We start from the raw sequence: 12,676 nt of genomic DNA, 5'->3' as shown, positions 1-12,676 counted from the left end.
AGACCCATGAAAGATTTATCAAGTATTGTAGCCAAGTTCAACACCCAAGGTACTATCACAGAGATCAAGCCTTTGGGAGCAGGACTTATCAACGACACATACAAAGTTAACACACAGGAAGCAGACGCCCCCGACTACGTTCTGCAACGCATCAACCATGCCATCTTCCAGAATGTAGAAATGCTTCAATCCAATATTGCCGCAGTCACCGGACATATTCGCAAGAAACTGACCGAAGCCGGAGAAGCCGACATCGACCGCAAAGTTCTCTCTTTCCTCGTCACTGAAGAAGGAAAAACTTATTGGTTTGATGGAGAAAGCTACTGGCGTGTCATGGTATTCATTCCGCGTGCCAAAACGTACGAGACTGTCAATCCGGAATATTCCAATTATGCAGGAGAGGCTTTCGGAAACTTTCAGGCTATGCTTGCCGACATTCCGGAAACACTGGGAGAAACCATCCCCGACTTCCATAACATGGAATTCCGTCTCAAACAGCTACGTGATGCAGTCGCTGCCAATGCTGCCGGACGAGTAGCCGACGTACAGTATTATCTGGACGAGATAGAAAAACGTGCGGACGAAATGTGCAAGGCAGAACGCCTGTTCCGCGAAGGAAAGCTTCCGAAACGAGTATGCCATTGCGATACGAAAGTAAACAACATGATGTTTGATGAAGACGGGAAAGTGCTTTGCGTCATCGACCTGGATACGGTAATGCCGAGTTTCATCTTCTCCGACTACGGTGATTTCCTCCGTACAGGTGCCAACACCGGAGATGAAGATGACAAAGACCTGAATCGTGTGAACTTCAACATGGAGATATTCAAGGCATTCACCAAAGGATATCTGAAAGGTGCCAAATCGTTCCTCACTCCCATTGAAATAGAGAATCTGCCTTATGCTGCCGCTTTATTCCCCTATATGCAGTGCGTACGGTTCCTTGCCGATTATATCAACGGAGATACTTACTACAAAATCAAATATCCCGAACATAATCTGGTGCGCACCAAGGCACAGTTCAAACTACTTCAAAGCGTAGAAGAACATACACCGGAGATGGTGGCATTCATCAATGAGTGCTTGGTTAATGGATAATGGAGAATGGAAAATGGATAATTAGTGGAAATGGGGCGGAGCTGTTTATTTGGTAAACGCTCCATTCTTCCACTGATAAACAATAGGACGGCGGAGAAACGGTTTAAGTTTTTCTGCCGTTTCTTTTGACATATAGTCGGGAGTGGACAGAGTGACAGCCAGTTCTGTATTTTCCTTGTTCATATCCACTTTCATCAATAAGATGTCTGCAGAACGGGAGGCCTCGTCAAATTCGTATATCGCAGTGGAGTCCGGAGTAAGCAGAAAATCGTTCATGACCGGCAGGGTGATGAATGAATCGGCAGTCAGAGGTTTCCAGTCTGTAGTATAGAAGCGGATGCTGCTGTCACAAGCCGGAGCACATGCCGTAGCTACCGTACAAATCACATTCGTGGTATCATTCAAAGCCAATACTTTCATCTGCCAAGTGGTTTCCGGAGTCATCTGCATCCGGATATAGTCCTTACTCAGATCGGTCATTTCCGATTTCTGTCCGAAGCGGTTTTCCACTTGCGCTTTCATTTTACTGCTCAGAAAGTCGATGCAGTCTTCACGGTTCACCTTCGTAAGCAAGGGACAAAGTGAATCTGGTACGTTGATAAAAAGAGTCTTTGCTTCCTGCGCCTGTGAAGAGACAAAAGTAAACAGACCGATGATGAAAAATGCGATGGTATAAGTGATTTTATTTGATTTCATATTGTACTTTTTATTTAGACCCCAAATATAAGAATATCATTCCGATTAACACGAGGATAAGGTCAATCGCTTTGCTTTTTAAATTCTTTTCACGGAAGAAGAGCGCTCCGAAAATGAAAGATACGATCACGCTTCCCCGACGAACCATCGAAACGATGGAAATCATGGAGTCATCATAGCTCAGTGCATAAAAGTAAACAAAGTCCGCAGCCGAAAGAAATACGGAGATCAGAATGATGGTCCAGTCCCAGCGGAAAGGAGTGGTCGTCTTCCGTTTGGGCCACCAGAGGAGAAAGATAATGGTTCCCATGATAAAGAACTGGTAGACATTATACCACGATTGCACCAGCATCGGATTCAACTGTTTCATCAGAAACTTGTCATACAATCCGCTGACAGCTCCCATGACTGCTGCCAGTATAATAAAGAGAATCCATTTGTTATGCTTGAAATCGATCCCTTCTTTCTTCCCCGAACGGCTCAACATAAAGAAGGAAGCCACTGCCAGCATCACTCCGATCCATTGGTAGAGATTCAGACGCTCGCCAAACACCAGCATCGCTCCTACAAGCACCATCACCGGACGGGTGGCATTGATAGGCCCCACAATAGTAATAGGCAAGTGTTTCATCCCGAAGTAACCGAATATCCACGATGACAGAACGATAAACGACTTGATGATAATATATTTATGCTGCTCCCATCCTGCAACGGGAACATTAAAGATGGTTCCCCCAAGGAGATCAGGTTCAAATGCCGATACCAAAATGAACGGCAGAAAAATTAGACTGGAGAAAAGCGTATTCAAAAACAATACAGGCAACACCGCATTATCTTTCAACGACTGTTTCTTGAATACATCATAAAATCCCAGCAAGGTAGCCGAGAGAAAAGCTAATAATAACCACATGTTGAAATAAGTAATAAGTATTAAGTAATAGGTAATAAGTAATAGGTGTCAAGTAACAAGTATCAGGTAATAGGTAATAAGCACTGGGTAATACTTATTACCTATTACTTAATACTTATTACCTATTACTTATTTCCTCTTCCGGATATTCTACGTTGACAAGGAAGAGCGCATTTCCCGGAGCGGAAGTTCCTGCTTTGCAACGATCCTGTTGTTCTATCACTTTACGGAAACCTTCCACGGTCAGTTTGCCGCGTCCTACCTCGAGCAATGTTCCTACGATGGCACGCACCATATTACGGAGAAAGCGGTCGGCACGGATAGTAAATACCCAGGTGGTGTCTTCTCCTTCCATCTTCGTCCATTCGGCATGGGAGATGTGGCAGATGTTTGTTTTTACATCTGTATGCAGTTTGCTGAAACTTGTAAAATCGATGTATTCGAACAGGGTACGTGCAGCCTCGTTCATCCGTTCATAATCCAATGAACCATAGACACGGTAGCGGTACTGGCGGTTGAAAGGATATTTGGCGGTAGTCACATAGTACTTATACGTCCGGGCAGTCGCGTCAAAACGGGCGTGCGCATCCGGTTTCACCTGACGGACACGATAGACAGAAATATCAGGAGGCAACAGACGGTTCAGCTTGTCGGCAACGGTCACCGTATCGAGCACGTCTTCATGATCAAAATGTGCCACCATCAGCGAGGCATGTACCCCCGCGTCCGTCCGTCCGGCACCTATCACTTCCACATCACGACGCAGAAAAGTAGACAAAGCCTTCATCAAGCATTCCTGCACACTACTCCCGTTGGGTTGTATCTGCCAACCGTGATAGTTGGTTCCATCATAAGCCAAATAAATAAAATACCTTTGCACGCCGATTCCTCATTTTAGGGTTTTCGACTGCAAAAGTAGTCATTTTTTTATTCATACGTAGAAGGAGTCGTACCAAATGCATCCACAAAATGTTTGCGGAAAGTCGGAATGTCATTATACCCCACCATTTCGGCAACTTCCTGCACTGCATATTGTTTCGTTTTCAACAGCACTCCCGCACGGCGCATACGTACTCCTCTGATCAGTTCTATAATGGTATAGTCTGTACTTTGCTTCACTTTGCGGTAGAGGGTAGGCTGACTCATATTCATTTCCGCTGCCAGTTTCTTCACGCTAAAGTCCGCCTCGCAAATATTTTCTTCCACAATTTTGATAACAGCTGTGATAAACGGATCTTCCGTCTTCACTTCCTCACCCGCCTGTTCCGGTTCGCTCACGACAATTGTATCCGTTCCCGGCAATTTGAACAACTTCGTGTACATCTGCTTCAACGTCTGACGACCATTAATCAGACTGCTGACTTTCGCCTTCAGAATGCCCGGAGTAAATGGTTTCAGTACATAATCATCCGCACCCAGCTGTAGTCCGTGAATAATATCGTCGTCTTCTACCTTTGCCGTCAGCATGATAAAAGGAATACTGCACGTTTCCGGATTCTCCTTCACCTCCCGGCAACATTCGAAACCGTCTTTCACCGGCATCATGACATCACAGATGATCAAGTCCGGCATCTCTTTCATTGCCGTATCGACTCCCTCCTGCCCGTTGGTTGCCATCAACAAGTTATATTCATTGCCGAAGAGCACTTTCAGATACAGGCGGATATCCTTATGATCTTCTACAATCAATATCGTCTTTTTAACTCCGCCCGCTACGGGGGATGCTACTTCTTCGGCAGGCAATGCCTCCGCAAAAAGCGGCAGTTGCTGATCCTGTTGCACCACAGCATCCTCTACTGCCAAATCCTGTTTCTGTGTTTCTGCCGATTCGGGTTCCGGCTCTGCTACTTCTGTCAGTTCTTCCGGATCAATAAACTGAATATTCGGATTGTTTTCAAAGACATCTCTGTCGGCGGGAAGATTGACCGTGACCTTCGTCCCCTTTCCTTCAGTACTTTCAAGAGTAATCGTTCCGTAATGAGCTTCGATCATCTGTTGCATGATGGTGAATCCCATTTGCGCAGCCGACATATCACGTTCCGATCCTTCATTCTCGCTCATCAACTGCTCAACGGTTCTTACCTTTTCTTTTCCGTCATCTTCTACTATCAGGCAGACATAGTGCATATTGTCATTCACGACCTCACAAACAGATAAAGAAACCGTTCCCGCATAATGCGTATGGGTGAAAGCATTTGTCAACAGATTATGAATGACGAATTCTATTTTCTTTTTGTCCACATAAAATTCCATCTCCTTCTTGATTCTCTTCTCGCAATGGAAATCAATGGTATACACCTTCAACAAGTCCCGGACACCAAAAAGAGAACTGTCGATCATTTTATCCACCGAATACGGAGCAACTTCCAGTTTTGATTCCATATTGCCCTGCCCGTATACTGCCAGCAACTGGTCGCAGGCATCCACCATGCGGAGTGAGTTCCGGTACGCCACCTGTAGAGAAAGCTGAGAAGTCTGAGAGTCATCCTTCTGCAATTCCTTCAGCGGAGCGATGATGAGTGACAACGGTGTACGCAACTCCTGTACAAAGAGCATCAGCAACCGGTTCCTCATCGCTTCTATCTCTTTCTTTTGTTCCTGTTTCAGCTTTTCGAGATTCAGATTCTCCTTCAGTATCATCTCACGGTCACGATGAATCTGTTTGCGCTGATCTTTCTTTCTGAAATAAGAATAGAAGAAATAAGATAATCCGCCAAGTAACAGAACATACATGATATACGCCCATATAGTCTGATACCATTTGCCCTTCACCACCAGAGGAATCTCTATTACATCTCCTTCTTTACCATCCGGAAAGACCAGTTTTGCCTGCAAGGTATATTTTCCGGCAGCCAATCCGTTGAACCACAGTCCTTCTGCAAGCGGTATCATCTTCCACTCTTTATCCACAGGAAGCAGACGGTAGGCAATCTTGCGCTGCGCCAGTCCGTAACGCAAATCGGAAAAGAACAAATGAAAGTCGTTGTTATCGGAAGCAAACACCAGCTTCTCCTGCTTTTCCGGAGAAACAGACAGAATCATCTGGCCGTTCCGCTTCTCTCCTGCCAGCACCGTTTCGCCGCCTACTTCCACATCGGTCAGCATCAAGCACTTTTTGCTGCTATCCCCTTTGGTAGCGGAAGGATCAAAGAAAATCAGTCCCCATGAATTCGCCCATAACAAGCGTCCGTCATTCAAACGACAGACCGCACTGCAGTTTCCCACCGACAGATAACTATAGAAAGCCTCCTGTCCATTCCTGATGGTCATCACACCGACATTGTTTCCTGCCCATGTGTTTCCGATATGGTCGTCGACCATGCAACCGACATGTCCGTCCGTCAATCCACTCTGCAGTGTATAGACAGATTCTATCTTATCCTTCTCTCTTCCGTCGATGCGAATAACGACGTTCAGATAGGCTGCATAAATCTGATTATAGTTATTCACATACAGGGTTCGCACTCCGGCTTCTTCCAGCCCGTTCTCCTTTTCATAGTTTCCTTCCACCCGTATCTGGTCACCGTTCGTTTCAAGTCTTTTCAGCCCTTTATCCGTACCTACCCATACATTTCCTTCCTTATCTTCAGTGATGGCAAATACATTCTTGATTTCACCGGGCAGCTTTATATTTTTGCATCCGTGAGTTTTAGGATCTACCTGTACCAATCCATTCGAAGTACCTACCCACAAACGATTCCACGAATCCAGACAGAAACAATGGATAACAGCCTGCATCCTCCCGCCTTCGTTGTTTTTCAACTGGAAAGATTCCACATCTTCCGTAAGCGGATTGACAGAGATGATCTCTCCAAAATTGTTGCCCAGCCAGATGTTTCCGTCTTTACCTTTATATATATGATAACGTCCGGAAAGACCGGATACTTTTGTCCACGGCTCAAAATGTGTATCCATCGAAAATGACGGAGTATCACTTCTCATGATTCCCCCGTCGGTCACCGTCAGCCAGATATACCCTTTTGCATCTTCGACCATGCCATCCACTCTGGATTTGAAATTCTGCCGCACCCGGCTGTACATACTGTCGCTGATATCAAACTTTACCACTCCGCCGCCAAAGGTGCCTACCCAGAGAATCTGCTGCTTATCATCCCATAACAGACTGGTCATCTTATTTTCGATTCTTGAATGGAATGCTCTTTCCCCCTGTGTCAGCAGTGTCAATGTAAACGGGCTCTCACACAAATTCTGATTCTCAAAACGCAATTTGTATAATCCGTCCCATGTCGTCAGATAAAACGTCTGCTTATCTTTCATCACCATATCCGTAACATACGAGTTGGAGAAATCCGACTGGTCGCCCCCTTCGAGAGAGACTACACGTTCCTTATGCGATTTAAGGTCATAGCATACGATGTCATTCCATAATCTGCATATCCATAAATTCCCCTGTCGCAAAAAGAGTCTGTTCACCACATCATATTCTCTGATCACAGAACTCCTTTTCGTTACGAGATCATAATGCATCACCCTTTCGCGGTCAACGGCAAAATACAGATTTGTTTTTCCATCCGTGCAAAGATTGGTAATCTTTCCTTTTATCAAAGGCTCGGGATTTAATATACAATAGACGAAATCATCTTTTCCTTCTTTCTTGCGGATAGGGCGTGATTCAAACAACCCCTGTGAAGTAGCCAGATAGAGATTTCCGTCATTCCAGCAGAAATCCTGAATCTCTTTAAGTTTCAACGGCCTGTCGAAACGTACGGGCAAAAACTGTTCAATCTCTTTGTCAAAACAGGTAATTCCCCCCTGATAGAGTAATGCATAAAATAAACCGCCGGAACCTTCCTTCAACATTTTTACAGCCTGATGCAGAGGGGTGGAAAGGGAGTCAATACTCATAATGAGAGGATAATCGCGAAATCTGAAGCCATCATAACGGGAGATTCCCTTGTCGGTAGAGAACCACATAAATCCTTCGCTTCCGTAACAAACATGATAAATAGTATTATTTCCGACTCCGTTTTGAATTATTTGCGGTTCCAGGTCCCAGTGGGTATCTATAGAGTATGACGGAAAAAAAACCGTCAATAGCAACAACAGAAAGAAGAACTTCCTCATATCTTAATTGTATTTTGTTCATGTGTATTGGCTGATAAAGATAGATAATTAAATCATTAGCAAATCGGATAACAAATATTTTTTAGCAATAATTCACAATAAAGTAAAAGCCCGCTGATTCGTAAAAGAATCGGCGGACCTCCCATTGTTTGTTTCTTCATTGCCTGAATGACCAAAGCTATATTGTTTGCTGTCTGGTTCCTCTTTTAGCTTGATGGAATCTCCATGCACGACGCATAGAGTCCTTTTATATATGTTGTATATATTGTAACGTAATACCTTAAATCAATAAATTCCTGTTGTATTAATTAGCTGCTTTGGAAAGAGTGAAGCTATAAGTTCCCTTATTATCCTTAAAGTTGTAGCTACCTTTAAAGCTTACAGGTACTTTTACCAGACAATCACCCTGGTCGCTTACACGGAAATAGAGATAAGAAGTCGAGCTGAATACACTGTTTCTTTCAGCAGTAGTAGATAAGGAAGCTCCGTAACCCTGCCAGTTGAACAGGTCAGTCGAGGAAGAGTATGTAGTACCTATATAAAATACTCCGCCGTTATTATCAATATTAAAGTTGATGGAAACACACAATGCGAATTGTTCTACGAAAGCACCGCTTCTGGTACGGGCCTGATATTCTGCGATCATCTTCACTTCTTTTCTGTCACCACTTTCGTAGTATCCTTCCAAAGTTTCCGATTCACAGTTACGGATGGTATTACCGTTCTGACGAAGCGCTTCAAGCACACTTGCCATTTCTTCTGCAGTCACAGAGGGTACATCGTCTACTTTAGAGTCAACAGTTGCAGATTGTATACCATATAAAGATATCATGGATTCAAAGCTTGAAGAGTTGTCTTCAAAACTATCACTTTCAGCATTAGAACATGCTACAAAAGTTAATGCCAATACACATGCGAAAAAGAATTTAATTGATTTCATATTAGTTCCTCCTAAATTTTATTTGTTTTTTTAATTTGTTTACGAACTGTTGTTTGTTATTTCGTCCGCTTCTTACACTTCATATTGTTTATCTGTTCATGTTCCTTAGGAGGGAATCTTTTAAACTTAACTTGTCTTATTTATCTTTTCTTGTTTGTTTGTACACTGCAAACATAGGCGTTTTATTCAATAGAAAAAACTTTTTAGGAGGCAAAATGAATGAATTACCACTCTTTAACGAACGAAATACAGCTTATTCAAGCACTTGAATAAGATATGCAAGTTCAAATTACCACTCATACGTAATTCATTCAACACAGACAATAAAAACGCCACCTATCATCAATGAATGATATGCCACCTATAAAAAGAATAATATACCACCCTACTTATTAATTTCCATTGAAAGGAAAGAGAAGAAAGATGAATCCACCAATTAACGTCTATTCAGATAACCGCTACTTTTGTAGCATCAACAAACAAAACCCATCATGCGATGAAAAAGAAAAGAATCTTATTTTTGTTCGTTACCTTGTTTGCTTCTACCTTATTATATAGTCAGGTAGTCGGAGTGAAAACCAATCTCGTAATGGACGCGATGAAAATTATCAATCTCGGAGCCGAAGTCGGTCTGAGTAAGAAGTTAACGCTGGACTTGTATGCCAACTATAATCCGTGGAAATACAAAGATCAGAAGATGATGAAGATGCTCGCCATCCAGCCGGAACTCCGCTACTGGTTCTGCGACAAGTTCAATGGACACTTTGTGGGATTCCATGTGCATGGAGGCGTCTATCAGGCTGCCGCCATCAATATGCCCTGGGGCATCTGGCCGGAACTGGAAGACCACCGCTTCAAAGGCAACTTCTTTGGTGCAGGTATTTCCTACGGTTATCAATGGATTCTTGCCAAGCACTGGAATCTGGAAGGGAATATCGGTGTAGGTTACGCACGTGTCAAGTATGAGCAGTTCGAATGCAAGACGTGCGGTGAGAAGGTTAGCGAAGGACATAAGAACTATTTAGGTCCCACGAAGGCTGCTATCAGTTTAATCTATTTATTCTAAAACAAAACAAATATGAAAAAGATATTATACATACTCTTCTGCCTGCTGCCTGTATTGGGCGGGAAAGCGCAGACACTCTATAGAGATCAGGTGCGTATAGAGAAAGAATCTATCACACGCAATGAAGATAACAATGTGCTGAGCATCGATATGGATATCGTGATGCAGGAAAATCTGAAGCTCTCCTCCAATCATGTCGCCACCCTCACTCCGTTCCTTGAATCGAATGGTCGCACTAAGATATTACCGTCCATCGTAGTTTACGGTCGCAAACGGGAAGTAGTGAACCAACGCAATAACATCACTCCGGTTTCGGAGAATACTTACAGCGTAATCCGCCGTAAACACAATAAGGAACAGATTATCAACTACCACCAGCAATTCCAGTTCGAAGCCTGGATGCGTGATGCGGAAATGAAACTGAATATTGATGTATGCGGCTGCTGTGACCTGAAAGAGGAGACCAGCGGTGAATTAATCACCCGTTTGAACATTTCACCACTGGTGATACAGCCGTCTATTTCTTATATAACACCACAGGCAGAAGCCGTCAAGCACCGTGCCATAGAAGGAAGTGCCTTCCTTGACTTCCCGGTGAATCAAATTATCATCCGACCGGAGTACCGTCGCAACACAGTAGAACTGGCTAAGATACGTGCAACGATTGACAGTGTACGCAATGATGACAAGACCACCCTCAGCAGCATAAGAATTCACGGTTACGCATCACCGGAAGGAAGTTACACCAACAATACCCGACTGGCAAAAGGTCGTACACAAGCATTGGTAGATTACGTGACCAGTTATTACAAGTTCGACAATAAACTGATCACTTCAGAGTATACTTCTGAAGACTGGGAAGGATTCCGCAAGTTTATCGCAGCCTCTTCATTGGAGAAGAAGGACGAGATACTGAAACTGATGGATGACTCGACACTGGACATAGACAAGAAAGAACGTCAGATTGCTCAATTGGCAGGTCCGCAAACTTATAAATATATATTGGAAGAATGTTATCCGGCTTTGCGTCATTCTGACTATACCGTCAACTATACCGTACGCGGATTCAATCTGGAAGAAACCAAAGAGATTATCAAAACACGTCCGCAACTGTTGAGCCTGCAGGAAATCTACCGTATTGCGGAAAGTTGCCAGCCGGGAAGCGAAGAGTTCAACCATTCATTCCAGGTAGCAGCCACCATGTTCCCGGATGATCCCATTGCCAATCTGAATGCAGGAGCCATGGAAATACAGAAAGGTGGAGACCTGACAACAGCAAAGAAACATCTTGCCAAAGCTGATCAGAAAGCAGCGGAAACGCTGAATAACCTGGGAGTCATCGCACTGTTGGAAGGTGACTACGATGCGGCAGAGAAATATTTCAATGCAGCAAAAGCCGGTGGCCTTGCCACTCAGGCTGACACCAATATGAAGCAACTAAAAAGCATCAGAAATTACCCCAAAGAATAATAACAAACAATTTTACCCCAAAACACAGACGCACTACCTGAGAAGGCAGTGCGTTTTTTTTATTATAATCATCATATCATCGGCTTAACAATCTCCATTTTTAAGCCTAGTGCATCAATGATACGAAAGAAAAGTCCGACTCCCGGCTCAATCGCTCCTTTCTCAATTCTAGATATATAGGACTTGTTGGTACCTACCTTTTCTGCCAATTCAGCTTGTGTCATTCTTTCTTGTTTCCGTGCATCACTGATCAATTGCCCCACACAATAAGAATATGCCTCTTTACGAAATTCCTCTCTTTCGGGGGTACCTACCTTGCCGTACAATTTGTCTAATACAGCATCCATACTTCCAACGTCAGGGTTTACTTGCATAATATTCATTTTTAAGTGCAATTTTTAATTCTTTTATTTATGGCATTTAACACCCACCAACATAAATATTCATGGAATGTCTTTTTTATTTTCAAGCGTTTCAGCCCTTCCAGCCATCCGCCACAACCGCCTGCCAGCAGGCGAAAGCGGCTGAAAGCCGCCCCCGAAAAAGCAGCCTTTCAGCCTTCAGTCCTTTCAGCCGGAAAATCACCGGAGCGTCGGCTGATCTCTGGATGTCCCGTAGAATCCGGGAACAGGAACATAGATCGGCTGATTACGCAATCCGATATTCTGCAACTTTCCTTCCTGGCAAATCCTCCGGATATGAATCATAGCTGTAGAACGTACCATGCCGCACAAAGACTGGAAATCTCTGCGCTGCATCATCTGATGCGTACTGAAATACTCCTTCAGTAATATATCAATCTCTACTTCCGAAAGTTTGGACGAATGAAAATTCTTCTTCAGTTGCTTTACCTTGATTAATCCGATAGAGTTTTTCAGTTTCTGATCCGAACGAAAGCGGATAGCCTTCAGTTTGATTTTCATATTCCGTCGTGGAGTGTCGGCGGCTATTTCTTCCGTAGCAGTCAGCGTGGGGTAAAAATAACCGATGCCGTCCAAATGCACCTGCCGTCCTTCTCCCAACTCCTCTCCCATCACTTGCGAAAGTGCATCCAGTACAGCAGTCACATCGACTTCATTCAGCGTACAACGGGATTGAATCTTACTCCTCATTTCGTCCGTATCTACCTGACCATTGTAAGCAATGCGGGGATGAAATCTTTTTTTCTTCGGTTGATCCGGTGATACCGGGTTCTCATACCAGTCAAATAATATAGCCATAGCTTCCTCTTTTATTAAATAAGTACTTCTAATCTGTTATTCCTACGAAAACTTCCGATGAAAGAAGCTCAGGGAAAACGCATTATAAATCATGTAAAATAAGTTCCCATAAGAATTCATTATCCCACCCTGCTATTAATCTTTTTCTATTGATTGGTATCTCTCTTTTGTTGTTTCTCAATGTGGCCAAT

Annotated in this window: 10 protein-coding genes; 3 read left to right on the top strand and 7 right to left on the bottom strand. The window is 43.6% G+C overall.

Translation table 11 applies throughout. The features are described 5' to 3' along the window. The first annotated feature begins 6 nt into the window (after window positions 1-6). Window positions 7-1,098 (top strand): phosphotransferase enzyme family protein, encoded by a 1,092-nt coding sequence (locus NBH01_RS06630; protein WP_072066204.1) that lies wholly within the window; start codon window positions 7-9, stop codon window positions 1,096-1,098. Window positions 1,099-1,143: 45 nt separating this feature from the next. On the opposite strand, the gene NBH01_RS06625 is transcribed toward NBH01_RS06630, so the two are convergent. The 5 genes from NBH01_RS06625 to NBH01_RS06605 all read right to left on the bottom strand — a co-directional run bounded on the left by NBH01_RS06625 (window position 1,144) and on the right by NBH01_RS06605 (window position 8,729). Next, window positions 1,144-1,794, bottom strand: coding sequence for a DUF3256 family protein (locus NBH01_RS06625; protein WP_129655274.1), 651 nt, complete (start codon window positions 1,792-1,794; stop codon window positions 1,144-1,146). A gap of 10 nt (window positions 1,795-1,804) precedes the next feature. Next, entirely contained in the window at window positions 1,805-2,704 is a 900-nt protein-coding gene (locus NBH01_RS06620; protein WP_016268488.1) for a DMT family transporter, read from the bottom strand. Between the two features lie 118 nt (window positions 2,705-2,822). After that, a complete protein-coding gene (truA, locus tag NBH01_RS06615; protein ID WP_055216836.1) occupies window positions 2,823-3,584 on the bottom strand; it encodes a tRNA pseudouridine(38-40) synthase TruA in 762 nt (253 codons plus the stop codon). A 47-nt stretch (window positions 3,585-3,631) separates the two neighbouring features. Beyond that, window positions 3,632-7,789, bottom strand: a complete 4,158-nt coding sequence (locus NBH01_RS06610; RefSeq protein WP_250700047.1) for a hybrid sensor histidine kinase/response regulator transcription factor — start codon at window positions 7,787-7,789, stop codon at window positions 3,632-3,634. A gap of 304 nt (window positions 7,790-8,093) precedes the next feature. Continuing rightward, window positions 8,094-8,729, bottom strand: a complete 636-nt coding sequence (locus NBH01_RS06605; protein WP_250700046.1) for a DUF5033 domain-containing protein — start codon at window positions 8,727-8,729, stop codon at window positions 8,094-8,096. A 496-nt stretch (window positions 8,730-9,225) separates the two neighbouring features. Here NBH01_RS06605 and NBH01_RS06600 point away from each other — a divergent pair, with 496 nt between their 5' ends. Both NBH01_RS06600 and NBH01_RS06595 read left to right on the top strand, forming a co-directional pair. Continuing rightward, window positions 9,226-9,795 carry a DUF3575 domain-containing protein gene (locus NBH01_RS06600; RefSeq protein ID WP_048694237.1) on the top strand — a complete coding sequence of 190 codons (570 nt, stop codon included), beginning with the start codon at window positions 9,226-9,228 and terminating at the stop codon, window positions 9,793-9,795. A gap of 12 nt (window positions 9,796-9,807) precedes the next feature. Beyond that, window positions 9,808-11,265 carry a DUF3868 domain-containing protein gene (locus tag NBH01_RS06595; protein ID WP_234140750.1) on the top strand — a complete coding sequence of 486 codons (1,458 nt, stop codon included), beginning with the start codon at window positions 9,808-9,810 and terminating at the stop codon, window positions 11,263-11,265. Between the two features lie 71 nt (window positions 11,266-11,336). Here the strand turns inward: NBH01_RS06595 and NBH01_RS06590 are convergent, their stop codons facing one another. Beyond that, a complete protein-coding gene (locus NBH01_RS06590; protein WP_048694281.1) occupies window positions 11,337-11,639 on the bottom strand; it encodes a helix-turn-helix transcriptional regulator in 303 nt (100 codons plus the stop codon). Window positions 11,640-11,846: 207 nt separating this feature from the next. Then, window positions 11,847-12,485: an HU family DNA-binding protein gene (locus tag NBH01_RS06585; RefSeq protein WP_048694232.1), complete on the bottom strand. Its 639-nt coding sequence runs from the start codon at window positions 12,483-12,485 to the stop codon at window positions 11,847-11,849. Window positions 12,486-12,676 lie beyond the last annotated feature (191 nt).

This window comes from Bacteroides sp. B1-V-101, assembly GCF_023656585.1.
Lineage (GTDB): Bacteria > Bacteroidota > Bacteroidia > Bacteroidales > Bacteroidaceae > Bacteroides > Bacteroides thetaiotaomicron.
This window is presented reverse-complemented; position numbering and strand designations above follow the sequence as displayed.

What these genes read in the sequence shown, in the direction of transcription:
- NBH01_RS06620 (WP_016268488.1), bottom strand. Translation starts at nt 2,704, where the DNA reads ATGTGGTTATTATTAGCTTTTCTCTCGGCTACCTTGCTGGGATTTTAT.
- NBH01_RS06585 (WP_048694232.1), bottom strand. Translation starts at nt 12,485, where the DNA reads ATGGCTATATTATTTGACTGGTATGAGAACCCGGTATCACCGGATCAA.
- NBH01_RS06605 (WP_250700046.1), bottom strand. Translation starts at nt 8,729, where the DNA reads ATGAAATCAATTAAATTCTTTTTCGCATGTGTATTGGCATTAACTTTT.
- NBH01_RS06590 (WP_048694281.1), bottom strand. Translation starts at nt 11,639, where the DNA reads ATGCAAGTAAACCCTGACGTTGGAAGTATGGATGCTGTATTAGACAAA.
- NBH01_RS06630 (WP_072066204.1), top strand. Translation starts at nt 7, where the DNA reads ATGAAAGATTTATCAAGTATTGTAGCCAAGTTCAACACCCAAGGTACT.
- NBH01_RS06595 (WP_234140750.1), top strand. Translation starts at nt 9,808, where the DNA reads ATGAAAAAGATATTATACATACTCTTCTGCCTGCTGCCTGTATTGGGC.
- NBH01_RS06625 (WP_129655274.1), bottom strand. Translation starts at nt 1,794, where the DNA reads ATGAAATCAAATAAAATCACTTATACCATCGCATTTTTCATCATCGGT.
- NBH01_RS06600 (WP_048694237.1), top strand. Translation starts at nt 9,226, where the DNA reads ATGAAAAAGAAAAGAATCTTATTTTTGTTCGTTACCTTGTTTGCTTCT.
- NBH01_RS06610 (WP_250700047.1), bottom strand. Translation starts at nt 7,789, where the DNA reads ATGAGGAAGTTCTTCTTTCTGTTGTTGCTATTGACGGTTTTTTTTCCG.